This is a genomic window from Methylobacterium sp. Leaf87 (assembly GCF_001422775.1).
In the GTDB taxonomy this organism is placed as follows: Bacteria; Pseudomonadota; Alphaproteobacteria; order Rhizobiales; family Beijerinckiaceae; genus Methylobacterium.
Genome location: NZ_LMMI01000005.1, coordinates 26,832 through 47,912, shown reverse-complemented (window position 1 = coordinate 47,912; position 21,081 = coordinate 26,832). Strand labels below are relative to the sequence as shown.

The following is a 21,081-nucleotide window of genomic DNA, read 5'->3' as shown; positions in this document are numbered from 1 at the left end:
CCGGTGAGCGAGCGTTCACGGCGCGAGGGCGTTGCACCCAACAATCGCGCGTCGACGAATGAACATTCCGCCGCCTCGTGTCGTTTCCAGTCCTTGCCCAGGAGCCGTGATGCTGCGCGACGAACATGAGGAACTGCCGGTCGCATCCAGCGAGACCGGCAGAATCGTTCTCAGCGAAATGACGCGCCTGCGCCTGGGGCGTCAGCTTCAAGCGATGTATGAACCGGTCATCGATGAGCCCCTCGACCCACGGCTTGCCGAGCTAATGATGCAGCTGGATCGCGACAAGGCCGGAAAACCTCATGCTTGATGGTGCCCGAGGGTAGAAATCCGATCAGCGGGGCGTTATCCAACGGGCGATCCTAGACGGCATGCCGCGGGGGATTTCCTGTCAACGCCCCGACGCGACAGGGCTTTTCAACGTTCATGGGCCGGCTTAGGAACTGGACGCAGCGGCTTCGACCCGTTTCCCGTCAATGACCGAACGCTCCCTCATGCCCGCCTACCGTTTCACCGTCACCATCGACAGCGATGTGCCGCACGAGCCGGTGTTTCGGCACCTGCGCGACGCCGATGCGGCCTGGGACGAGGCGGGTCGGCTCGCGCGCGAGATCTGGGCGGCGAGCGGCAATCGGCGCCTGATGAAGGCCGTCGTCGTCGTGACCGATGCGGCGGGGGAGATCGTCCTCGAATTTCCCTTTACGGAAGCCCTCACGGCCCCCTGATACGAGAACGGCGCCGGTGGCCCGAAGCCACCGGCGCCGCTGCGACCGTCGGGTGAAGGCGGTTCAGTCGAGCTGAGACGCCTCCGGACAGGCCGCGCGGATGGTTTCGGGCAGGGCGGCGAAATCGGCGTAACCGGCCTCGCGCGCCATGGCGTCGAGGGCCGACACGGCATCGGCGGCGCTGCCGGTCCACAGCACGGCGCCGTTGGTCTTCTGCTTGATCTGGAAGATGCTCATGATGCGTTCGCCCAGGCTGTCGAGGGATCTCGAAAGTCAGAACGCGCGAAGGGCGCCTCAGTTGCGGCAAGGTCGAGCGGTTCGGTCCTTCGTCACCGCCGACGATCCGGCTATGTTCGAAGCCCGGAACGACGCCTTGAAAAGGCCGGCGTCGGGCGTCACGGCTCGGCGCCTCATCCTCGGCCCTGTGGGCACACCTCGAGCGAATGCCACAGCCCATGCGCGCGCGCGACCTTCTTCCGGCCCTCGCCCTGCTGCCGGCCTTTCTCCTCACCCCGATCGGCGCCGAGGGGACGAGCGGAGCGAAGGCGGCCGAGACCGCTGCCGTCCCGGATGCCGCCGCCCTGGCGCCCGCCGTCACCGTTGTGCCGGCCGAAGAGCGCGAGGTGGTCGAGCGGGCGGTGGTCACCGGCACCCTGGTGCCGCGCGACGAGATCCTGGTCGCCCCCGAGATCGAGGGCACCCGCATCACCGAACTCCTGGTGGAAGAGGGCGCGCGGGTCGAGAAGGGCCAGCCGCTGGCCCGCCTGTCCCTGGAGATGATCGTCACCCAGGAAGCCGCCAACGCCGCCGCCCTGGCGCGGGCCGACGCCGCGATCGTCCAGGCCCGCAGCCAGATCGTTCAGGCCGAAGCCGCGCAGGTCGAGGCCAGCCTGGCCCTCGAGCGGGCGCGAAGCCTGGTGAAGACCGGCAACGCCACGGCGGCCGTGCTGGAGCAGCGGGTCTCGGCGGCACAGGGCGGGGAGGGGCGTCTCGCCGCCGCCCGCGGCGGGCTCCAGCTCGCGGAGGCCGACCGCGCTACCGCGCGCGCCCAAGGCTCCGAGATCGCCCTGCGGCGCGCCCGCACGGACATCCGCGCGCCCGAGGGCGGCATCGTCAGCCGGCGCACGGCAAGGGTCGGCGCCACGGCGAGCGCCGTCGGCGAGCCGATGTTCCGCCTCATCGCCCGGGGCGAGATCGAACTCGAAGGCGAGATTCCCGAGGTGTCGATGCCGCGGCTCAAGCTCGGCGATCCCGTCAGCCTTGAGGGCGAGGAGGGCCGCATCCTCACGGGACGCGTCCGCCGCATCGATCCGGAGGTCGACCGCATGACCCGCCTCGGCCGCGTCCGCATCGCCCTGGCACCCGACCCTTCCTTGCGCATCGGCGCCTTCGCGCGGGGCAAGGTCGAGGTCGCGCGCCGGCGCGGGGTCGCCGTGCCGCTCTCGGCGGTGCTCTACGCGACCGATGGGGCCGCCTCGGTCTTCGTGGTGAAGGACGACCGGGTCGAGGCCCGCCGGATCGCCCCGGGGCTCGCCGCCGACGGCATCATGGAGGTCCGTTCGGGCGTCCAGGCCGGCGAGGCGGTGGTGGCACGCGCCAGCTCCTTCCTGCGGCACGGCGACCTGGTGCGGGCGGTCCGGCCGGCCGGGCAGGCCGCAGGGACGAAAGCCGTAGGGGCGAAAGCCGCGGACGCGACGCCTCCGCAAGACGCCGCGCGCTGAGATCGGACCCGCCGCCATGCGCCTCAACATCTCCGCCTGGGCCATCCGCAAGCCGATCCCCTCCATCGTGCTGTTCCTGGTGCTGGTGGTGCTCGGCCTCGTCAGCTTCCGCGCCCTGCCGATCACCCGGTTTCCCAACATCGACATCCCCATCGTCGCCGTCACGGTGACGCAGGCGGGTTCCGCCCCCTCCGAGCTGCAGACGCAGGTGACGAAGGTGGTGGAGGACGCGGTGGCCGGCGTGAAGGGCGTCAAGCACACCATCTCGGCCATCACCGAGGGCATCTCGACCACCACCATCGAGTTCCGCCTGGAGACCAACACCGACCGGGCGGTCAACGACGTCAAGGACGCCATCTCGAAGGTGCGGGTGAACCTGCCCCGCACCATCGACGAGCCGATCATCAACCGCGTCGAGATCGCCGGCCTGCCGATCATGATCTACGGCGCCGCCGCCCCGGCGATGACGCCCGAAGACCTGTCCTGGCTCATCGACGACGTCATCGCCCGCCAGATCCAGGGCGTGAAGGGGGTGGGCGGAGTCGAGCGCCTCGGCGGCGTCGCCCGCGAGATCCGCGTGACCCTGAAGCCCGACCGCCTGCTGGCGCTGGGCATCACGGCGGCGGACGTGAACCGGCAGCTGCGCCTGACCTCCGCCGACATGGCCGGCGGGCGCGGCGAACTCGGCGGCCAGGAGCAGTCGATCCGGACGCTCGCGGGCGCGGCCAGCCTCGACACCCTGGCACAGACCTCCATCATCGTCCCGGGCAACCGCAAGGTCCGCCTCGACGAACTCGCAACCCTGGTGGACGGCGCGGAGGAGCCACGCACCTTCGCCCGCTTCAACGGCGAGCCGGTGGTGGCCTTCGCCATCTCGCGCGCCACGGGGGCGAGCGACGCCGAGGTCGCCACCGCCGTGGCGAGGAAGATCGACGAACTCCGGGGCAAGCACCCGGGCGTGCGCTTCGATCTCATCGACACCTCGGTCACCAACACGGTGGGCAACTACCACTCGGCGATGCTGAGCCTCGTCGAGGGCGCGGCGCTGGCCGTCATCGTGGTGTTCCTGTTCCTGCGGGACTGGCGCGCGACCCTCATCGCCTCCATCGCCCTGCCGCTGTCGGTGCTGCCGACGTTCTGGATCATGAACACGCTGGGCTTCTCGCTCAACGCGGTGAGTCTCCTCGCCATCACCCTGGTGACCGGCATCCTCGTCGACGACGCCATCGTGGAGATCGAGAACATCGTCCGTCACATGCGGATGGGGAAATCGCCCTACCGCGCGGCCCTCGAGGCGGCCGACGAGATCGGGCTGGCCGTCATCGCCATCACGGCGACCATCATGGCGATCTTCGCCCCCGTGTCGTTCATGAGCGGCATCGCCGGGCAGTACTTCAAGCAGTTCGGCCTCACCATCGCGGCGGCCGTGTTCATGTCGCTGCTCGTGGCGCGGCTGATCACGCCCCTGCTCGCCGCCTACTTCCTGCGCGATCACGGCCCCGAGGACGAGCGCGAGGGTCCGGTCATGCGGGCCTACACCCGCGTGGTGGCCTGGTCCGTACGCCACAAGTTCATCACCCTGGTGGTGGGGCTCGCCTGCTTTGCCGCCTCGATCATGTCCACCCGCCTCCTGCCGGCGGGCTTCCTGCCGGCCGAGGACGCGGCGCGCACGATCTTCGTCGTGGAGCTTCCCCCGGGGGCGCGGCTTGCCGACACCACCCGGGTCAGCGACGGCCTCGTCGACCGGATCAAGACCCTGCCGGAGGTCCGCAGCGTCTTCGTCGACGGCGGCCGCCAATTGCCGGGCAAGAAAGAGGTGCGGCTCGCCACCTTCACCATCAACCTGACGCCGAAGAACGCGCGGCACCGCACGCAGAAGGAAGTCGATGTCGCCATCGGCGCCCTCCTGCGCCAGGAGCCCGACATCCGCTCCTGGGCCCTGCGCGAGAGCGGCCAGCGCGACCTCACCCTCATCGTCTCGGGGCCGGACAAGGCCGTGGTGGCCGACGTGGCGGCCCAACTCCAGCGCGAGGCGGCGCAAGTCCCCCACCTCGTCAACGTGCTCTCCACCGCGCCGCTGGACCGCACCGAGATCCGCATCCGCCCGAAAGCCGGGGTCGCGGCCGATCTCGGCGTCTCCACGGACCTCATCGCCGAGACCGTGCGGGTCGGCACCATCGGGGACATCGGCGCCAATCTCGCCAAGTTCAACGCCATCGACCGGCAGGTGCCGATCCGCGTGATGCTGCCCGAGCGCCTGCGCGGCGACCTCTCGCAGCTGGAGACCCTGAAGGTGCCGGTGAAGGGCGGGGCCTCCGTGCCGCTCTCGACGGTGGCCGATCTCAGCCTCGGGCGGGGGCCCACGGCCATCGACCGCTACGACCGCGCCATCCGGGTGGCGCTCGAGGCCAACATGGAGGGCTCGGACGCACTCGGCTCCCTCATCGCCGCGGTCCTCGACCTGCCGGCGGCCAAGAACCTACCGCCGGGCGTGGTCATCCGCCAGACCGGCGACGCCGAGGTGATGGGTGAGGTGTTCGAGGGCTTCGCGCTCGCCATGGGTGCGGGCCTGATGATGGTGTTCGGCGTCCTCGTGCTGCTGTTCGGCAACTTCCTGCAGCCTCTCACCATCCTGTTCTCCCTGCCGCTCTCCATCGGCGGGGCGATCCTCGGGCTGCTCATCTTCAACAAGCCCATCTCCATGCCGGTGGTCATCGGCATCCTCATGCTCATGGGCGTGGTGACGAAGAACGCCATCATGCTGGTGGATTTCGCCCTCGAGGAGATGGCCAAGGGCGTCGACCGGGCCACCGCCATCACCGACGCCGGCGCCAAGCGCGCGCGGCCCATCGTCATGACCACCATCGCGATGGCGGCCGGCATGGTGCCTTCGGCCATGGCCCTCGGCATCGGCGGCGAGTTCCGCGCGCCCATGGCCATCGCGGTCATCGGCGGCCTCATCGTCTCGACGGGCCTGTCGCTGATCTTCGTGCCGGCGATCTTCGTGCTGGTTGACGACCTCTCGCGCCTGTTCGTGCGCCTGTTCGCCCGCTTCATCGGCCAGAAGGACGAACCGGAGGACGGCGCCTTCGCCCTGCCGGCCGCGTCCGCCAACGACCGGAAAGGCTTTCCGCCACGCATCGCGGCGGAGTGAATTCTTCTCGGTTCGCGTTCCTTTCGCAAGGACGGAAGGTCGGCGTGAGCCGTAACGCGCTCGCTCTCCTCCAGGTGACGACATTCATGGATCTCGCGGACAGCGCGGGTCCCTCTCCTGGAAGGAGAGGGACAGGATGAGGTGTGCGAACGCTCCGGAAAAATCCACGACCCTCACCCCAACCCTCTCCCAAACAGGAGAGTGAGCACCGGTGCGCCTTACGCCCGCATCCGGATGCCGTCCGGTGCCCTGTTTCCACATGGAAGCGGTTCGATCGAGGTTGTGTAAATCCGGCTGCTTTCCAGGAGAGGGACCCGCGCTCGGTCCATGCCGATGCCCGAACCGATCAGGTAATGACGCCCGCAAACGAAAACGGCCCGAACCTGAGAGGTCCGGGCCGCAAAATCGCGTCGCAAAAAACCGAAAAGAAGCTCAGGCGCGCTCGGCGAGGCGGCTGGCGCCGTAGCAGAGGCCGCCGGCGACGATGAACAGAACCACGAAGGTCTTCACCGTGGAATAGAACAGAGCCGGCTCGATGCCCGCGTCCGTATAGAGCAGCAGGCCGATGGCGGCGATGGGCAGGAGCAGAAGGGCCAGGATCGGGGTCAGCGGGTTCATGGGGTCACTCAGCCTCGACGCGGACCCGACGTGCCGGCCCGTATGATCGCGATTACGTTCACCTCCTTAGCACTCCGGTCCGTGCGGCGCCAAGGGTCGCGCGGCGCCAAGGGGTCGCGTCAGGCCGGAATCCGCACGGTGGCGCGCAAGCCTCCGAGCGGCGAGTCGTGCAGGCTGACGTCGCCGCCATGCGACCGGGCGATGTCGCGGGCGATGGAGAGGCCGAGTCCCGAACCGCCGGCATCCTGGCGTGCGTCGTCGAGGCGCACGAACGGCTTGAACACCTCCTCGCGCTGGTCGAGGGGAATGCCCGGTCCGTCGTCGTCGATGGAGACGAGAAAGCTGCGAACCTCGCGCCGGCCGACCACCGCGACGGTGTCGCCGTAGCGGGCGGCATTGGCCGCGAGGTTGAACAGGCAGCGCCGGATGGCGTCGGGCCGCAGGGTGACGCTGGCCTCGCCCTCGATCTCGACGGCCTCCACGTGGGCGCCGAGGCGCTCCATATCCGTGCGCAGGTCCTCCAGCATCGCACGCATGTCGGTGGGCACGGCGAGTTCGCCGGAATCCCCGCGCGCGAAGGCGAGGTAGGCTTCTAGCATCCGGCTCATCTCGTCGACGTCGCGCTGGAGGTCCTCGACGTCGGCCGTCTGATCGATGAGCGCCAGGGTCAGCTTGAACCGGGTGATGATGGTGCGCAGGTCGTGGCTCACCCCGTTGAGCATGGTAGTGCGCTGCTCCATCGCCCGCTCGATCCGGCGCTTCATCTCGATGAAGGCGTGACCGGCTTGGCGGACCTCGCGGGCGCCGCGCGGGCGGAACTCGATCTCGCGGCCCTTGCCGAAACTCTCGGCGACGGCGGCGAGCCGCAGGATCGGCTTGATCTGGTTGCGCAGGAACAGGATCGCGACGCCGAGGAGCACCAGGGACGATCCGCTCATCCACAGGAGGAAGATGTGCGAGTTCGAGGCGTAGGCCATGCTGCGCCGCGCCGTGACCCGCAGCACCCCGTCGGGAATGGCGACGCGGATCTCGATGAGGCTGGAGCGGCCCACCGTGTCGATCCAGTACGGTCGCCGGATCTGGCGCTTGATCTCATCGGACAGCACTTCGTCGAGGATCGAGAAGAACGGTCGCGGCCCGGCGACGGGCAGCGTCGCCCCCTTCAGGATGTCGAGGTCGAGGTTGAGCCGGGTGCCGGCGATGCGCGTGAGGGTCTCGGCGTCCTTGTCCTGGGGGTAGCTCTCGTAGACGTCGATGAGGGCGGCCACATCCGCCGTCACCGCCGCCGACAGGCGCCGGGTCACGAGCTGCCAGTGCCTCTCCATGAACGTGTAGGCGATCACCGATTGCAGCAACACCACGGGCGCGATGATGATGATCAGCGACCGTGCATAGAGGCCCTTCGGCAGGAGGTCGCCGATGGCGCGGCTGAGGAGCCGCCACATCCGTCGCGGCGGCGGCACCCGCGCGAGGGCCGTCAGCAGCCGATTCGGCGCGTGCGTGCGCGGCACGGCCCGGCGATCAATCGACGGCGAGGCGGTAACCGACGCCCCGGACGGTCTGCAGGAACAGGGGGTTCGCCGGGTCGACCTCGGTCTTGCGGCGCAGGCGGTTGATCTGCACGTCGATGCTGCGCTCGGCGGCGAGGCCGCCGGCCCCGGCGAGCGCCTCGCGTTCCACGTTGGCGCCCCCGGCCTGGGCCAGCACGGTGAGGATCTCGCGTTCGCGCTCGGTGATGCGGATGGTCTCGTCGGCGCGGCGCAGCTCGCCCCGGTCGATGCGGTAGGAGAACGGCCCGAAGGTCACGGTCTCGAGGCCGGGCTCGCGCGCCGGGGCGCCCTCGGCGCGCCGCTTGATGATGTTGTTGAGACGCAGGATCAGTTCGCGCGGCTCGAAGGGTTTCGGCAGATAATCGTCGGCGCCGATCTCGAGGCCCATGACACGGTCGTTGGGGTTGGAGCGGGCCGTGAGCATGAGGATCGGCACCCGCGAGGTCTCTCGGACGTGGCGGGCGTAGTCGAACCCGCTCTCGCCCGGCATCATCACGTCGAGGACGAGGGCGTCGAACACGAAGCACTGCGCCTTGGTGCGCGCCTCGGCGACGTTGGCGGCGGCGGTGACGCGGAAGCCCTGCTCGTAGAGGAAGCGGGTGAGGAGCTCGCGCACGCGGCGGTCGTCGTCCACCACGAGGATGTGGGGCGCGTTGTCGGCCAGCTCGACGCTGGCCTTCAGACCGGGGAGGGACATCAGGCGGCGCTCCGGGCCCGGCGGGCCATGAGGCGACGCACGGCGGCGCGCTCCTCGGGCTCGATCATGGCGAGCAGGAAGTTCTGGGCCGAGAGCGCCCCGCCTTCCCCGGCGCCGGGCGCCGGCTCGGCGAGCGCCCGCGTCACCCGGTGGGTCTGGACCCGGATGAGGTCGCCCGCGAGCGCGGTGCCGCGATCCGTACAGAACAGCAGCCGCTGGCGCCGGTCGCTCGTTCCGGTCTTCTGGACAATGTAGTCCTGCTCGATGAGATCCTTGAGCACCCGGTTCAGACTCTGCTTCGTGATCCGCAGGATATCGAGGAGTTCGGCGATGGTGAGGCCCGGGTAGCGATCGACGAAGTGCAGCACCCGGTGATGCGCCCGGCCGAACCCGTATTGCGCTAGGATGCGGTCCGGGTCACCGACGAAATCGCGATAGGCGAAGAACAGCAGCTCGATGAGGTCGTCGCCGGGGCTTTGGGATGAGGCGGTCTCTTCCGGACCGTGTGCGTCGCTGCCGGCCGTCTGGGTCGCGGGAAAGGTCACGTCGGGGGCGGCCTGATTTTATGTCAGTGTTATTGACATATTTCAGGTGCGTTGCTACCCGTCAAGCCTTCCGGTAGGGCGTCACGACCCGTGGCCTGTTCCGACTCCCGGCCTGTTCCGCCGCCCGACCCCCGACTCCCATCTGACGCCGGCTTCGAGGGCAAGCCCGCGTGCCGAGGAAGCCCACCATGTCCCTGATCCCGTTCGACGCGCGCGAGGGCACCATCTGGTACGATGGCGCGATGGTGCCGTGGAAGGATGCCAAGATCCACGTGCTGTCCCACGGCCTGCATTACGGGTCGTCGGTGTTCGAGGGCGAGCGGGCCTATGGCGGGCGCATCTTCAAGAGCCGCGAGCATGCGGAGCGCCTGCTTCGCTCGGCCGAACTCCTCGACTTCAAGATCCCCTACAGTGCGGCCGAGATCGAGGCGGCCAAGGAGCTCGTCCTGCGGACCAGCGGCCTCGCCGACGCGTATCTGCGCCCGGTGGCGTGGCGCGGCTCCGAGATGATGGGCGTGGCCGCCCAGAACAACACCATCCACCTCGCCATCGCCGCGTGGGAATGGCCGAGCTACTTCGATCCCGAGACCAAGATGAAGGGCATCCGCCTCGACATCGCCGATTACCGCCGGCCGGACCCCCGCACAGCCCCCTCCACCTCGAAGGCGGCGGGCCTGTACATGATCTGCACGATCTCCAAGCACCGGGCCGAGAACAAGGGCTACGCCGACGCCCTGATGCTGGACTGGGAGGACAACGTCGCCGAATGCACCGGCGCCAACGTGTTCTTCGTGGCCGACGGCGTGATCCACACCCCGCTCGCCGACCGCTTCCTCAACGGCATCACCCGCCAGACCGTGATCGAGCTAGCCAAGCGCCGCGGCATCCAGGTGGTGGAGCGGCGCATCCTGCCGGCCGAGCTCGAAGGCTTCTCGGAGTGCTTCATCACCGGCTCGGCGGCCGAGGTGACGCCGGTGTCCGAGATCGGTCCGTACCGGTTCGTGCCCGCCAGCCTGACCAAGACGCTGATGGACGACTACACCGCCGAGGTGCAGCCCAAGGCCGAGGCGGCCTGAGGCCCGCGACATCCGGTCCAAGGCCCCCGGGGGCCTTGGGTCGGGCGATGCGGAACCGCGACCCCGACCATGCGTTCACAGGGAACATTCCATGAACGCGAGGCGATGATGACCAAGGCTGCTGAGAAGGCCGTCGCGGCCGACGAGACCAATCCGAAGATCGACCCGAAGGACACGTCGAACCAGATCAAGGATCCGAGCGAGTGGACCACCGGCGGCGAGCCGATGACCGGCGCCCAGGCCTCCTACCTCAAGACTCTGTCGGAGCAGGCCAAGGACCCCGACGCCTTCTCGCCCGACCTCGACAAGGCCGAGGCCTCGCAGCGTATCGATGCCCTTCGCAAGGAGACCAAGGGCAACTGATCGAAACCGGGGGCCGGCTCGAATTCTACGTTCGGGTTAAGCCCCCGGAAGTATCTGACCGGTTACCGTTACGTTGCTTCGGGACCGGCAGGGATTTTTTCGAACGATGGCTGGGGTTCCGAACGGTTTCGAGCATCGCGGTGATCCCGATGCGGCACAGGACGTCCAGCGCGGGCGGGCACGGTTCGCCGCCGACGCGAGCGGCGCGACGGCCGTCGAATACACGCTCCTCGTCGGCCTGATCGGCCTTGCTGTGGTCGGGGCGATGCGCGCCTATTCCGACAAGATGGTGATCGTCTACAACACCCTCGCCACGGCGATCACCACACCCTGAAAGGGGCCTGGGAGCCGGCGGAACGGGACGTCAGCGCCCGCCTGACTTGCCGGATTCCGCCTTGCCCGACCCGGTGCGCGCGGTGGCGTCGCCCGGCGGGTTCGCGTTCCGACCGCTCTCCTGTTGACGGCCCTCTTGCCAGAATGTGTCGAACAGGCGCTGCATCGCCTTGGCGTTCTCCTGCTGGACGTCGAGGCCGGACTGGAACATCTGCTGGAACAGCTCGAAGGGCGCCGCGTCGTTGGTGGCCGGGGCCGGTTGTCCGGGCGTGACGCGCGCCGGGGCGGGCTGGGGTGCCAGCCGGTTCGGCTTCGCGGCCGTGCGGACCGGGGGCGCCTTCGGCGCCGGCGTTCCGGACGCGAGGGCGCCCCCGGCCGTCATGAAGGCGTTCACCATATCGGTCCAGTAGGGGTTCGGCGGAATGCCGAACGCGTTCGGCGCCGGCGCGGGCGCCGCCTGCGGCGTCTGGTTGATCATCACGTGGACGATGCCGGCCACCACCATTCCGGCCATTACCGGCAGCATCTGCTTGAGCACCGGCGTGGCGATGCCGCTCGTTCCCGCCGCCTGCTGCAGCACCGCCTGGCTCAGATGCGGCGAGCCGAAGAGCTGGCGGACCAGCATGTCCATCTGCGGCGAAGCCGATGGGCGCGGCGCCGTCGCACCGGCACCCGCCAGACTGAAGAGGTGGGCGAAGCCCGTCGGATCGTTGGCGGCGTTGCGCTGGAGCCCCATGGTGAGGGCGGGCAGCAGCGCCTCCATGGCTCGCCGGGTCTGGTCCTGCGACAGACCGAACTGCTGTCCGAAGCCCTGAGCGCCCGGACCGGCCTGCGCCTGGAGGATATCGAACAGGTTGAACATGGAACTGGGCCTCGTGAACGGATGGGCGACGCCGATCCGGGTCGTATGCTCGCGTGCGTGGGTTCAAGTCTGTCGCATCGGCGGTTGACTTACCAGCCCGCCGATGGCGATGCCCCCTGCGGGAGGCCCGGAATGCCGATTCCGGACGGCGTTTCCCCGTCGAATCGATACGGCGCCACCCGTTTTCGCCACCAACATCCTCAGCAAGGCGCCCCGATGCGGTTTCCCGCGCCCCTCATCCCCGCGCGCCTCGTGCGCCGCTACAAACGCTTCCTCGCCGATATGGAGCTCGCGGACGGCAGCCTGGTCACGGCCCACTGCGCCAACCCCGGGGCGATGCTGGGCCTGCTGACGCCCGGCGCCCGGACCCTGCTCTCCGCATCGACGAAGCCGTCCCGGAAGCTCGGATTCTCGTGGGAGCTCGTGGAGGCCGACCTCCCCGGCGGCCCGCAATGGGTCGGCATCGACACCCAGCGCCCGAACGCCCTCGTGGCCGAAGCGTTTCGCGCCGGGGCGTTGCCGCAGCTCGCCGACTATACGGGCTTGAGGCCGGAGGTCCGCTACGCCGCAGCGAGCCGCGTCGATTTTCTGGCGCAGGGGGAGGGGCTCGGGCCCTGCCACGTCGAGGTCAAGAACTGCCACCTCCTGCGGACGCCCGGCCTCGCCGAGTTCCCCGATTGCGTCGCCGCCCGCAGCGCCCGGCACATGGTGGATCTCGCCGACGTGGTGGCGAACGGCGGCCGGGCCATGCTCATCGTCGTCGTACAAATGTGGGCGACCCGCTTCGACGTCGCCCGCGACATCGATCCGGCCTTCGACGCCGCCTTCCAGGCCGCCCGCGCGGCCGGCGTCGCGGTCCACGCCCATCGCTGCCGGGTCGACCCCGAGGGCGTCGCCCTCGCGGACGCGATTCCCGTGGTCGGGTGACGCCTCATGCCGGTCGATCGCCTCGCGATGCGGATTTGGGCTTCGCTCAGGCGCCGCGCGGGCTGCCCGAGACTGTCCCCGAATGGATCATCCGGAAAACAGTGTCAGGCACTCCGCTCGAAGATCAGGTTCAGCCGGGTCCGGGCCAGGAGGCGGTAGCCGTTGGCCTGCAGCAGGGCGGGCAGGTCGATCTGCCACTGGTCGGTGCCGTTCTCCACGAGGAGCAGCTGCGGATGGAGCGAGACCGGGGCAGTGCGGAAGAACGGCTCGAGGATGAGATCCTCGGCGCCCTCGACGTCGAGTTTGATCGCGTCGATGCGGGTGATGCCTTCGCCCTGCGCAAGGTCGAGGAGGGTGACGGCCGGCACGCGGATCTGCGCCCCCTCGTTGGTGCCGACGATCTTCAGGCTCGACTCGCCCCGGTTGCGCGGATCGACGAACAGGGTGAGGGCACCCGCCTTGTCGGCCACCGCGCAGGCCACGGCCTTGACGGTGCCGAACGGGTTCTGGCCGATGTTGTAGGTCAGCCGGTCGAACACGTCAGGCTGCGGCTCGACGGCGAGGATGCGGGCCCGCGGCCCGGCGAAGGCCGCCACGAACAGGGCGTACGCGCCGATGTTCGCGCCGATGTCGAGGAAGGTGCAGCCGGGTTCCAGGCGCGCTTTGAGAAGCGCACGCTCCTCGGGATCGAAGAATTGCGGCGTGAAGAGCACCTTCTTCTCGCAATTGTTGTTGTACGGGTAGAGCCGCATCCGGGCGCCGTAGCGCTCGACGTCGAGGGGCTTTCCGCGCAGCAGGCCGATGCCGATCCGGCGCAGGAACAGGGCGAGGCGGCGGGCGCCCCAGCTCCCGTAGGAGAGCCGGCCCGTGCGTCGGGCGATGCGCGCGACGAGGCCGGTGGGGGCGTAGGTGCCGTAGGGCTGCGTGTCCTTCATCGCCAGGGGTGATGCCAGCCCGATCCGGCGGGGGCAAGCGCCGGCGCCATCCGGGGGGCTTCCCTCCATCGCCGGCGCGGACCACAACGGCATCGGCCCCGCCCGCTGCCGTACCCCGAGCCTCCCATCACCCCGAGCCTCCCATGCAGACCTTCCTCTCCGACGGCGTCAGCATCGCCTACCTCGACACGCCCGCGCGCGACGGGGCCGGCGACCCGATCCTGCTGATCCATGGTTTCGCCTCGAACCACCGCGTCAACTGGGTCAACACCCTCTGGGTGAAGACCCTGTCGGAGGCCGGGCGCCGGGTGATCGCCCTCGACAATCGTGGTCACGGCGAGAGCCAGAAGCTCTACGATCCGGAGGCCTACGGGTCCGACCTCATGGCCCGGGACGCGGCCCGCCTCCTCGACCATCTCGGCATCGATCGCGCCGACGTCATGGGCTATTCCATGGGCGCGCGCATCGCGGCCTACCTGGCGCTGGACGACGCACCCCGCGTGCGCTCGCTTCTCCTCGGCGGCCTCGGCCTGCACCTCGTGGAGGGACGCGGTCTGCCGAGCGGGATCGCCGAAGCCCTGGAGGCGGAGCCCGGCACTCCCGCTCCCAACCCCACCGCCGCGGCCTTCCGCACCTTCGCCGAACAGACGAAAAGCGATCTCAGGGCGCTGGCCGCCTGCATGCGCGGCTCGCGCCAGACCTTGTCGCGGGCCGAGGTCGCCGAGATCCGGGCGCCGACCCTGGTCACCGTCGGCACCCTCGACACGGTCTCGGGGCCCGGCCCGGCCCTCGTCGCGCTCATGCCTAACGCCCAGTCCCTGGAACTGCCCAACCGCGACCACAGCACGGCGGTGGGCGACCGGCAGCATCGCGAGGGCGTCCTCGCGTTCCTCGACGGACGGGCCTGAGACCGGACATCTACGCGGCGTCCGGGTCCGAAAGCCACGCAGGAACCCAGCGCTCGGGCCGGGGGGCACGGGCAAGGTCGGCACGCCCCTGATCCACGGGCGCCGACGCCCCGTCGATGACCGGGCGGGTCTGATAATCGAACCGCGGCAGGATGGTCCCGTCCGCGTGCATGTCGAAGTGCATGGTGAACCACAGGCCGCATCCCGGCTCGGACAGCGCCTGTGCGTCGCGCAAAGCCCGGAGTATGGGCTCCATGAGGGCTGCTTCGGGAATCGGCTGCGGTCCACGTTCGAAGACACGCGCTTGAAACAGGTCGCCGACGAGGGAGACCTCGAAACGGGTCGATGCCCAGGGGTTGCGGCCTTTGGGACGATGAGCATTCAGGAGATGGGCCAGATCGGCCAGCGCCGGATGCCGGCCCCAATAGGCTTCGCGCTCCTCGCTCCGACGCGCCATCCGGGTCGCGAACACGCTGCTGTCGCCCGGCAGCGCGACGGCCTCGAGGTCGGATCGACCCAGCCGTCCCCGCAACCACTCCGCCAAGTCATCGAGGCCGTCCTCCACGACGAGTTCGGACGGCGCGAAATCGCTCCATGTGCCGCCATCGTCGAAGGCCCCGACCGCGAGACTCGCGAGGAAGGCTTCGAGGCTCGGGGCAATGACGCCAGCCTCGCCTTCGGAGCCCAAGCCGACGATGCTCGGCGCGTTCGGATCGTGTCCGGGCGGGAGCCAGAACCCCGCCTCCGATCCGTCCGGCAGATGCAGGAACAGGGCGAATTCCCGGCGCAGGGGTGTGCCGTCCACGATGGGCGCATCATCGGCCCAGCTTCCGGCAAGATCGAAGCAGCCGACGCTGCCCCAGGGCCGGCCCGCGAGCCATTGCCCGAACTCCATCAGCAGGCCGGGAGGCTCAAGGCTGGGCGGAAAGGCCCGGCGGATATCGGCCTCGTCGACCGTGTAGACGCGCGTAGACATGCCTCGTTTCTCCATCCCGACGGCGACGGCCGCTCAGCTCTTCAGCCGATACCCCGTGCGGAAGATCCAGGTGACGCCGGCGAGGCACAGGGCGAAGAACACGAGGGCCATGGCGAAGCTCACGCCGATGCCCACATCGGAATTGCCGAAGAACGCCCAGCGGAACCCGCTGATGAGATAGACCACCGGATTGGCGAGACTCAGGGCCCGCCACACCGGCGGCAGCATGTCGATGGAATAGAAGCTGCCGCCCAGGAACGTCAGCGGCGTGACGATGAGGAGCGGCACGAGCTGCAGCCGCTCGAACCCGTCCGCCCACAGGCCGATGAGGAAGCCGAACAGGCTGAAGGTCACCGCCGTGAGCAGGAGGAAGCCCACCATCACGAACGGATGCTCGATGCGGATCGGCACGAACAGCGTCGCGGTGGCCAGGATGATGAGCGCGATGAGGATCGATTTCGACGCCGCCGCGCCGACGTAGCCGAGCACGATCTCCAGGGGCGAGACCGGTGCCGACAGGATCTCGTAGATCGTGCCGGCGAAGCGCGGGAAGTAGATGCCGAACGAGGCGTTGGCGATGCTCTGCGTCAGGAGCGAGAGCATCATCAGGCCGGGGACGATGAAGGCGCCGTACGCGACCCCGTCGACGGAGGCCATGCGGGAGCCGATGGCCGCGCCGAACACCACGAAATACAGGGACGTGGCGATGACGGGGGCGACGATGCTCTGCAGGGCGGTCCGCCAGAAGCGGGCCATCTCGAAGCGGTAGAGGGCGCGGACCGCGTACCAGTTCATGGCCGTTCCTTCACGAGGTCGACGAAGATGTCCTCCAGGGAGGATTGGCTGGTATCGAGGTCGCGAAAACCGATGCCGGCGCGGGCGAGGTCGGCGAGCAACCCCGTCAGGGCCGCGTCGCCCTTGGTGCTGTAGGTGTAGACGAGGTCGCGCCCGTTCTCCGCCAGTTCGAGGTCGTGTCCCGAGAGGGCGGGGGGCAACGCCGCGAGCGGGGCCTCGAGGTGGAGGGTGAGCTGCTTCTTGCCGAGCTTGCGCATGAGCTCGGCCTTCTCTTCGACGAGGATGATCTCGCCGTTGCGGATCACGCCGACCCGGTCGGCCATCTCCTCGGCCTCGTCGATGTAGTGGGTGGTGAGAATGATGGTGACGCCCTGGTCGCGCAGCTTGCGCACGAGGCGCCACATGTCCTGGCGCAGGGCCACGTCGACGCCGGCCGTGGGCTCGTCGAGGAACAGGATGCGGGGCTCGTGGGCGAGCGCCTTGGCGATGAGCACGCGCCGCTTCATGCCCCCCGACAGGGTCATGATCCGGCTGTCCTTCTTGTCCCACAGGGAGAGGTCGCGAAGCACCCGCTCGATATGGGCCGGGTCGGGGGGCAGACCGAACAGGCCGCGGCTGAAACCGGTGGTGGCCCACACGGTCTCGAATGCGTCGGTGGTGAGCTCCTGCGGCACGAGGCCGATGGCCCGGCGCGCCGCCTTGTAATCCTTGTCGATGCAATGTCCGTCGACGCGGATGCTGCCCGCGCTCGCCGTGACGATGCCGCAGACGATGCTGATCAGCGTGGTCTTGCCGGCGCCGTTGGGGCCGAGCAGGGCGAAGATCTCGCTCTTGCGGATGTCGAGGGAGATGTTCTTCAGGGCGTTGTGCCCCGTACCGTAGACCTTGGACAGGTTGGCAATCGAGATGATCGGCGGCATCGAGTCTCCGCTTGGAGGGCGCTTGCGCGCGAGGGGCCGGGCTACGGGACAGATGAGTCGGCCCGGCGGCGGGGCCGACCGGCGCGGGGCCCCTCTCCTGGAGGAGAGGGACAGGGTGAGGTGTGTAGCTCATCCGAATCGGTCACACACCTCACCCCAACCCCCTCTTCCAGGAGAGGGAGCCTGTCGCGATCGTCCGATCCCGGCCGAGCCCCGACCCGCGAACGATCCGAGAAACGAAAAAAGCCGCCTCGCGGCGGCTCTCCCGTCAGGTCGATGGGGCGTTCAGGCCCGGAGGCGGGTGCGGACCTCACCGAGGCTCTGGCGAACCAGATCCTGGGCCGCGTCGCCCTGCATGCGCTCGCGCAGGATGACCTCCGAGACCTTCACGGCGGCGTCGGCCGCGGCGGCTCGGACCTGGGCGGTGGCCTGGACCTCGGCCTGGGCGATCTTGGTTTCGGCCGACTTGGTGCGGCGGGCGATGAATTCGTTCAGGCGGGCATGGCCCTCGTCGGCGATGCGCTGGGCCTCGGCGCGGGCACCGGAGACGATGGCATCGGCCTCGGCCTCGGCGGAGGACCGGCGCTTCTTGTAGTCGGCGAGGATACCGGCGGCTTCTTCACGTAGGCGGCGGGCCTCGTCGAGCTCGGAGCGGACGCGCTTGGCCCGGCCGTCGAGACCGTTGGTGATCTGGTTGAAGCCGCCGACCTTCCAGACGACGGCCATGAACAGCACGAAGGCGACTGCGACCCAGAATTCGGCTTCCAACAACATGCTCGTCGTCCCAACTCGATGGCGCCCGGGCCGGAGGATCGGTCCTGGGCGGAGCCGTCGGCCCCCGGAGGGACCGCCGGCCGGTAAGGTGTAGGGTGGCGTGCCCGCTCAGTGCGGGAGGGCGACGCTATCGAGGGCCTTGGCGATGGCCGCCTCGTCCGGGCTCCGGCCGGTCAGGCGCTCGACGATGGCGGACGCCGTCTCGCCGGCGATACCGCGGACATTGCCCATGGCCTCGGCGGTGCGGCCGCGGATGGTGGCCTCGGAGGCCGCGATCTTGGCGTTGAGTTCGGTTTCGAGCGCCTTGCGCTTGGTCTCGGCGTCCCGCGTCAGGGCCGTGCGGGTCTCGAGTGCGATGGCCTGGGCTTTGGCCTGGGCATCGCCCAAGGACTTCTCGTAGGCGGCTCCGGCGGCGTCAGCCTCGGCCTTGAGGCGTTGGGCTTCGTCGAGGTCCGACGACAGGCGATTGGCGCGGTCGTTCAGGATGGACTGGATGCGCGGCAGGGCGATCTTGTCCATGAGGTAGTAGAGCAGCCCGAAGGCGAGCGCGAGCCAGATGAGCTGGGACGCGAAGGTGTGGCTCTCGAAGGGCGGAAAGCCGCCGCCGTGCTCGGAGGCCGGCGTCGCGGCGAAGCCTTCATGCGTTGCGGTCGGATGAGCCGGCTGAGCCATGACGTCCTTCGGTCAAATCGGGGGACTTGCGGTCAAATCAGAGACTGGGGCCGGACGCGCCTTGCATCCCTTTGGGGACGCGGCATCCCCTCGGGGATGCCGCGTCCGGCCCGGTATCGGTTCGCTGGACTTAGACGGCGAACAGGAGAAGCAGCGCGACGAGCAGCGAGAAGATGCCGAGCGCTTCCGTGAGGGCGAAGCCGAGGAGCAGGTTGCCGCGCTGGCCGTCAGCGGCCGACGGGTTGCGCAGGGCACCGGCGTAAAACTGGCCGAAGAGGTTGCCGAGGCCGATGGCGGCGCCCGCCATGCCGAGACAGGCGAGGCCGGCACCGATGTACTTGGCAGCTAAGGGATCCATCAAATTGCTCCTGGGGTCCGTGTCGTCGTTGCGTGGAGAGAATCCGGGCCGCGAGGGCGGACCCGGGGACGGAAGGGGTGCCCGGCCGCGAGGGCCGGAATCCACCGGCCTTAGTGGCCGGGATGCAGCGCGTCGCTGAGGTAGATCGAAGCGAGCGTGGCGAAGACGTAGGCCTGCAGGCCGGCCACGAGGAACTCGAGGGCCGTGACCGCGACGCTGAGGGCCAGAGGGAGGGGCGAGATCGCCCCCCAGGCGCCGGCGGCGAGGAGCGCCGGAACGAAGCCCGCGAAGATCTTGAGGGCGATGTGGCCGGCGAGCACGTTGGCGAACAGACGCACCGCGAGGCTGATGGGGCGCGAGATGAACGACACGATCTCGATGGCGACGATCATCGGCAGGAGCCAGCCGGGCACGCCGGAGGGCACGAACACCTTCAGGAACTTCGTGCCATGGGCCATGAAGCCGTAGACGATCACGGTGCCGATCACGAGGAAGGCCAGCGCGAAGGTGACGATGATGTGGCTGGTCACCGCGAAGGCGTAGGGGATCATGCCGAGCATGTTCAGCACGAGCACGAACATGAACAGCGAGAAGATCAGCGGCATGAACCGCTCGGAGCCGTGGCCGGCGGACTGGCGCAGGGTCGAGCCGATGAACTCGTAGAACACCTCGGCCATGGACTGCATGCGACCCGGCACCACCGAGCGCTGCGCGGTGGCCACGATGGTGATCAGCGCGATGATCCCCACGGCGGCGAACATGTACAGGGCCGACTGCGTGAACGCGATCTCCTGGTTACCGATATGTCCGAACGAGACGAGCGGCTTGAGCTCGAACTGGTGGATCGGATCCATCTTTACGGCCATTGCCGCTCCCGTCCTTTTCGAAACCGAACGGGCCGGAGGCCCGCCACCACCAATCGCCGCGCGAGCGGCGTTCTCACGAAATCGCCTAGCGATCCCGTTCCTTCGTCGGCGCCTTCGAGAGCGATCCCGAGACACGCATGACGTTATAGACGCCGGTCAGGAAGCCCAGCATCAGCAGGACGATCAGGCCCCAGGGTTTCGTCCCCAGGAAATGATCGCACATCCAGCCGAGTATGCCCCCCGCCAGGACGCCGGCGATGAACTCCGTGGAGAGTCGCATCGCTTGGCCGAGAGGAGAGGGCCCGGTCGAAGAACCGGAACGCGACGAAGGACCGGGAGGGGCGCTGGGCCGCTTCCGCTCGATCTGCGTCTCGAGACGTTTGAGCCTCTGGGAGAGGTCCTCGTCCCGCGCTTGCTCCCGTTCGGCTCCGCGCCCATCCCCAGCGTCGTTGCCGCTCATACGCGAAAACTCACATTGGCGAGAGCGGAGAGAACCGGCCGGGACGCCTCCTTCAAGCGGGCGGCAACATAGTTTCGCCCACCTTGGGTGTCAAGGCGACCTCGACACGACTTAACATATTGCGCCCATTCGGGAATTCGCTCTTTTGCCCGTGCATTGCAAAAGCGATGCGTCAGGCGCCGAGAATCGGCTTGATCACCTTCTCCATGCCCTCGATGGACATCTCACCGGTGTAACGCTCGCCGTTGATGAAGAAGGTCGGGGTGGAATCCACCTTGAAGGTGTCCATGCCACGCTGCTTGACCGTGTTGATGGCCCCGTAGAGCTTCTGGTCCTTGAGGCAGGCCTCGAACTTGTCCTTCGAGAAACCGGCCTGGCGCAGCATCTGCTCCAGGGCGTCCACGGGCGATTGCGGCTTCTGCACGTAGGCCCAGCCCTGCTGCTGGTCGAACAGCAGGTCGGTGATGGGGTAGTACTTCGCGTCGCCGTCGCAGCGCGCCAGCATGAAGGCCGCGGTAGCGAGCGGATCGAGGGGGAATTCCCGCAGGGTGAAGCGCACCTTGCCGGTGTCGATGTAGCGCTCCTTGAGGACCGGGTACGTCGTCCGGTGGAAGGCGGCGCAATGGGAACAGGTCATCGAGGCGTACTCGATGATCGTCACCTTCGCGTCCTTCGGGCCGAGCCAGACGTCGCCCAAGGGCCCGGGCTCCATCAGGGTCGAGAGATTCGCCCCGCCTTGCGCGAACGCATCCAGGGTGAACCGGGGCAGGAGGGCCGCCGCGCCGATGGCGAGGCCGGTGGCTTTGAGGGCGTCGCGCCGGGTGATCATAGTCGTGACAGGCTCCG

General features: G+C 68.7%; 25 protein-coding genes. 9 read left to right on the top strand and 16 right to left on the bottom strand.

The genetic code is table 11. From position 1 onward, the window contains the following. Positions 1-109: 109 nt before the first annotated feature. Positions 110-310, top strand: coding sequence for a hypothetical protein (locus ASF22_RS04735; RefSeq protein WP_056261982.1), 201 nt, complete (start codon positions 110-112; stop codon positions 308-310). A 184-nt stretch (positions 311-494) separates the two neighbouring features. After that, a complete protein-coding gene (locus tag ASF22_RS04730) occupies positions 495-725 on the top strand; it encodes a hypothetical protein (protein WP_056262228.1) in 231 nt (76 codons plus the stop codon). Between the two features lie 63 nt (positions 726-788). Here ASF22_RS04730 and ASF22_RS24490 read toward each other — a convergent pair whose 3' ends face one another. After that, the gene (locus ASF22_RS24490; RefSeq protein ID WP_200918877.1) at positions 789-962 is read right to left on the bottom strand and encodes a hypothetical protein; all 174 of its coding nucleotides are present in this window, start codon (positions 960-962) and stop codon (positions 789-791) included. A gap of 218 nt (positions 963-1,180) precedes the next feature. Here ASF22_RS24490 and ASF22_RS04725 point away from each other — a divergent pair, with 218 nt between their 5' ends. Next, entirely contained in the window at positions 1,181-2,446 is a 1,266-nt protein-coding gene (locus ASF22_RS04725) for an efflux RND transporter periplasmic adaptor subunit (RefSeq protein WP_156647605.1), read from the top strand. Positions 2,447-2,462: 16 nt separating this feature from the next. Further along, entirely contained in the window at positions 2,463-5,600 is a 3,138-nt protein-coding gene (locus tag ASF22_RS04720) for an efflux RND transporter permease subunit (protein ID WP_056261979.1), read from the top strand. A gap of 432 nt (positions 5,601-6,032) precedes the next feature. Here the strand turns inward: ASF22_RS04720 and ASF22_RS04715 are convergent, their stop codons facing one another. The 4 genes from ASF22_RS04715 to ASF22_RS04700 all read right to left on the bottom strand — a co-directional run bounded on the left by ASF22_RS04715 (position 6,033) and on the right by ASF22_RS04700 (position 8,923). After that, on the bottom strand, positions 6,033-6,218 hold the full coding sequence (locus ASF22_RS04715) for a hypothetical protein (RefSeq protein ID WP_056173834.1): 186 nt from the start codon (positions 6,216-6,218) through the stop codon (positions 6,033-6,035). Positions 6,219-6,337: 119 nt separating this feature from the next. Continuing rightward, a complete protein-coding gene (locus ASF22_RS04710; RefSeq protein ID WP_082479300.1) occupies positions 6,338-7,663 on the bottom strand; it encodes an ATP-binding protein in 1,326 nt (441 codons plus the stop codon). 76 nt (positions 7,664-7,739) lie between these two features. Further along, positions 7,740-8,465, bottom strand: a complete 726-nt coding sequence (locus tag ASF22_RS04705; RefSeq protein ID WP_056173838.1) for a response regulator — start codon at positions 8,463-8,465, stop codon at positions 7,740-7,742. Beyond that, the gene (locus ASF22_RS04700; protein ID WP_244473836.1) at positions 8,465-8,923 is read right to left on the bottom strand and encodes a MarR family transcriptional regulator; all 459 of its coding nucleotides are present in this window, start codon (positions 8,921-8,923) and stop codon (positions 8,465-8,467) included. Before ASF22_RS04700 ends, ASF22_RS04705 begins: the two co-directional genes overlap by 1 nt. A gap of 275 nt (positions 8,924-9,198) precedes the next feature. Here ASF22_RS04700 and ASF22_RS04695 point away from each other — a divergent pair, with 275 nt between their 5' ends. From ASF22_RS04695 to ASF22_RS04685, 3 genes are all read left to right on the top strand, one after another. Continuing rightward, entirely contained in the window at positions 9,199-10,086 is an 888-nt protein-coding gene (locus tag ASF22_RS04695; RefSeq protein ID WP_056173844.1) for a branched-chain amino acid aminotransferase, read from the top strand. A gap of 108 nt (positions 10,087-10,194) precedes the next feature. Continuing rightward, a complete protein-coding gene (locus ASF22_RS04690; RefSeq protein ID WP_056174160.1) occupies positions 10,195-10,449 on the top strand; it encodes a DUF3072 domain-containing protein in 255 nt (84 codons plus the stop codon). A 106-nt stretch (positions 10,450-10,555) separates the two neighbouring features. Next, on the top strand, positions 10,556-10,783 hold the full coding sequence (locus ASF22_RS04685; protein ID WP_056261973.1) for a Flp family type IVb pilin: 228 nt from the start codon (positions 10,556-10,558) through the stop codon (positions 10,781-10,783). A 30-nt stretch (positions 10,784-10,813) separates the two neighbouring features. Here the strand turns inward: ASF22_RS04685 and ASF22_RS04680 are convergent, their stop codons facing one another. Beyond that, the gene (locus ASF22_RS04680) at positions 10,814-11,644 is read right to left on the bottom strand and encodes a DUF937 domain-containing protein (RefSeq protein ID WP_056261970.1); all 831 of its coding nucleotides are present in this window, start codon (positions 11,642-11,644) and stop codon (positions 10,814-10,816) included. 216 nt (positions 11,645-11,860) lie between these two features. Between ASF22_RS04680 and sfsA the strand changes: the two genes are divergently transcribed. After that, entirely contained in the window at positions 11,861-12,571 is a 711-nt protein-coding gene (gene sfsA / locus ASF22_RS04675) for a DNA/RNA nuclease SfsA (RefSeq protein ID WP_056261965.1), read from the top strand. A gap of 104 nt (positions 12,572-12,675) precedes the next feature. Here sfsA and ASF22_RS04670 read toward each other — a convergent pair whose 3' ends face one another. Beyond that, positions 12,676-13,506 carry an FkbM family methyltransferase gene (locus ASF22_RS04670; protein ID WP_056173858.1) on the bottom strand — a complete coding sequence of 277 codons (831 nt, stop codon included), beginning with the start codon at positions 13,504-13,506 and terminating at the stop codon, positions 12,676-12,678. A 143-nt stretch (positions 13,507-13,649) separates the two neighbouring features. On the opposite strand from ASF22_RS04670, the gene ASF22_RS04665 reads away from it, so the two are divergent. Next, positions 13,650-14,414 carry an alpha/beta hydrolase gene (locus ASF22_RS04665; RefSeq protein ID WP_056261962.1) on the top strand — a complete coding sequence of 255 codons (765 nt, stop codon included), beginning with the start codon at positions 13,650-13,652 and terminating at the stop codon, positions 14,412-14,414. A 10-nt stretch (positions 14,415-14,424) separates the two neighbouring features. Here the strand turns inward: ASF22_RS04665 and ASF22_RS04660 are convergent, their stop codons facing one another. The 9 genes from ASF22_RS04660 to ASF22_RS04620 all read right to left on the bottom strand — a co-directional run bounded on the left by ASF22_RS04660 (position 14,425) and on the right by ASF22_RS04620 (position 21,064). Next, positions 14,425-15,390: a hypothetical protein gene (locus tag ASF22_RS04660; protein ID WP_056261958.1), complete on the bottom strand. Its 966-nt coding sequence runs from the start codon at positions 15,388-15,390 to the stop codon at positions 14,425-14,427. A gap of 33 nt (positions 15,391-15,423) precedes the next feature. Further along, entirely contained in the window at positions 15,424-16,185 is a 762-nt protein-coding gene (locus ASF22_RS04655; protein ID WP_056261955.1) for an ABC transporter permease, read from the bottom strand. Then, positions 16,182-17,105: an ABC transporter ATP-binding protein gene (locus tag ASF22_RS04650; protein ID WP_056261951.1), complete on the bottom strand. Its 924-nt coding sequence runs from the start codon at positions 17,103-17,105 to the stop codon at positions 16,182-16,184. The genes ASF22_RS04655 and ASF22_RS04650 overlap by 4 nt, the downstream gene beginning before the upstream one ends. A gap of 285 nt (positions 17,106-17,390) precedes the next feature. Continuing rightward, the gene (locus ASF22_RS04645) at positions 17,391-17,876 is read right to left on the bottom strand and encodes an ATP F0F1 synthase subunit B (protein WP_200927097.1); all 486 of its coding nucleotides are present in this window, start codon (positions 17,874-17,876) and stop codon (positions 17,391-17,393) included. 111 nt (positions 17,877-17,987) lie between these two features. After that, positions 17,988-18,551: an ATP synthase subunit B gene (locus ASF22_RS04640; protein ID WP_056261944.1), complete on the bottom strand. Its 564-nt coding sequence runs from the start codon at positions 18,549-18,551 to the stop codon at positions 17,988-17,990. 130 nt (positions 18,552-18,681) lie between these two features. Continuing rightward, positions 18,682-18,909, bottom strand: a complete 228-nt coding sequence (locus ASF22_RS04635; protein WP_018044493.1) for a F0F1 ATP synthase subunit C — start codon at positions 18,907-18,909, stop codon at positions 18,682-18,684. Positions 18,910-19,019: 110 nt separating this feature from the next. Continuing rightward, positions 19,020-19,775 carry a F0F1 ATP synthase subunit A gene (locus tag ASF22_RS04630; protein ID WP_056173877.1) on the bottom strand — a complete coding sequence of 252 codons (756 nt, stop codon included), beginning with the start codon at positions 19,773-19,775 and terminating at the stop codon, positions 19,020-19,022. An 85-nt stretch (positions 19,776-19,860) separates the two neighbouring features. Then, positions 19,861-20,235, bottom strand: coding sequence for an AtpZ/AtpI family protein (locus ASF22_RS04625; RefSeq protein ID WP_056173881.1), 375 nt, complete (start codon positions 20,233-20,235; stop codon positions 19,861-19,863). Positions 20,236-20,407: 172 nt separating this feature from the next. Further along, entirely contained in the window at positions 20,408-21,064 is a 657-nt protein-coding gene (locus ASF22_RS04620; protein WP_056261939.1) for a thioredoxin domain-containing protein, read from the bottom strand. Positions 21,065-21,081: the final 17 nt, after the last annotated feature.

What these genes read in the sequence shown, in the direction of transcription:
- ASF22_RS04735 (WP_056261982.1), top strand. Translation starts at nt 110, where the DNA reads ATGCTGCGCGACGAACATGAGGAACTGCCGGTCGCATCCAGCGAGACC.
- ASF22_RS04730 (WP_056262228.1), top strand. Translation starts at nt 495, where the DNA reads ATGCCCGCCTACCGTTTCACCGTCACCATCGACAGCGATGTGCCGCAC.
- ASF22_RS24490 (WP_200918877.1), bottom strand. Translation starts at nt 962, where the DNA reads ATGAGCATCTTCCAGATCAAGCAGAAGACCAACGGCGCCGTGCTGTGG.
- ASF22_RS04725 (WP_156647605.1), top strand. Translation starts at nt 1,181, where the DNA reads ATGCGCGCGCGCGACCTTCTTCCGGCCCTCGCCCTGCTGCCGGCCTTT.
- ASF22_RS04720 (WP_056261979.1), top strand. Translation starts at nt 2,463, where the DNA reads ATGCGCCTCAACATCTCCGCCTGGGCCATCCGCAAGCCGATCCCCTCC.
- ASF22_RS04715 (WP_056173834.1), bottom strand. Translation starts at nt 6,218, where the DNA reads ATGAACCCGCTGACCCCGATCCTGGCCCTTCTGCTCCTGCCCATCGCC.
- ASF22_RS04710 (WP_082479300.1), bottom strand. Translation starts at nt 7,663, where the DNA reads ATGTGGCGGCTCCTCAGCCGCGCCATCGGCGACCTCCTGCCGAAGGGC.
- ASF22_RS04705 (WP_056173838.1), bottom strand. Translation starts at nt 8,465, where the DNA reads ATGTCCCTCCCCGGTCTGAAGGCCAGCGTCGAGCTGGCCGACAACGCG.
- ASF22_RS04695 (WP_056173844.1), top strand. Translation starts at nt 9,199, where the DNA reads ATGTCCCTGATCCCGTTCGACGCGCGCGAGGGCACCATCTGGTACGAT.
- ASF22_RS04690 (WP_056174160.1), top strand. Translation starts at nt 10,195, where the DNA reads ATGACCAAGGCTGCTGAGAAGGCCGTCGCGGCCGACGAGACCAATCCG.
- ASF22_RS04685 (WP_056261973.1), top strand. Translation starts at nt 10,556, where the DNA reads ATGGCTGGGGTTCCGAACGGTTTCGAGCATCGCGGTGATCCCGATGCG.
- ASF22_RS04680 (WP_056261970.1), bottom strand. Translation starts at nt 11,644, where the DNA reads ATGTTCAACCTGTTCGATATCCTCCAGGCGCAGGCCGGTCCGGGCGCT.
- sfsA (WP_056261965.1), top strand. Translation starts at nt 11,861, where the DNA reads ATGCGGTTTCCCGCGCCCCTCATCCCCGCGCGCCTCGTGCGCCGCTAC.
- ASF22_RS04670 (WP_056173858.1), bottom strand. Translation starts at nt 13,506, where the DNA reads ATGAAGGACACGCAGCCCTACGGCACCTACGCCCCCACCGGCCTCGTC.
- ASF22_RS04665 (WP_056261962.1), top strand. Translation starts at nt 13,650, where the DNA reads ATGCAGACCTTCCTCTCCGACGGCGTCAGCATCGCCTACCTCGACACG.
- ASF22_RS04660 (WP_056261958.1), bottom strand. Translation starts at nt 15,390, where the DNA reads ATGTCTACGCGCGTCTACACGGTCGACGAGGCCGATATCCGCCGGGCC.
- ASF22_RS04655 (WP_056261955.1), bottom strand. Translation starts at nt 16,185, where the DNA reads ATGAACTGGTACGCGGTCCGCGCCCTCTACCGCTTCGAGATGGCCCGC.
- ASF22_RS04650 (WP_056261951.1), bottom strand. Translation starts at nt 17,105, where the DNA reads ATGCCGCCGATCATCTCGATTGCCAACCTGTCCAAGGTCTACGGTACG.
- ASF22_RS04640 (WP_056261944.1), bottom strand. Translation starts at nt 18,551, where the DNA reads ATGGCTCAGCCGGCTCATCCGACCGCAACGCATGAAGGCTTCGCCGCG.
- ASF22_RS04635 (WP_018044493.1), bottom strand. Translation starts at nt 18,909, where the DNA reads ATGGATCCCTTAGCTGCCAAGTACATCGGTGCCGGCCTCGCCTGTCTC.
- ASF22_RS04630 (WP_056173877.1), bottom strand. Translation starts at nt 19,775, where the DNA reads ATGGCCGTAAAGATGGATCCGATCCACCAGTTCGAGCTCAAGCCGCTC.
- ASF22_RS04625 (WP_056173881.1), bottom strand. Translation starts at nt 20,235, where the DNA reads ATGAGCGGCAACGACGCTGGGGATGGGCGCGGAGCCGAACGGGAGCAA.
- ASF22_RS04620 (WP_056261939.1), bottom strand. Translation starts at nt 21,064, where the DNA reads ATGATCACCCGGCGCGACGCCCTCAAAGCCACCGGCCTCGCCATCGGC.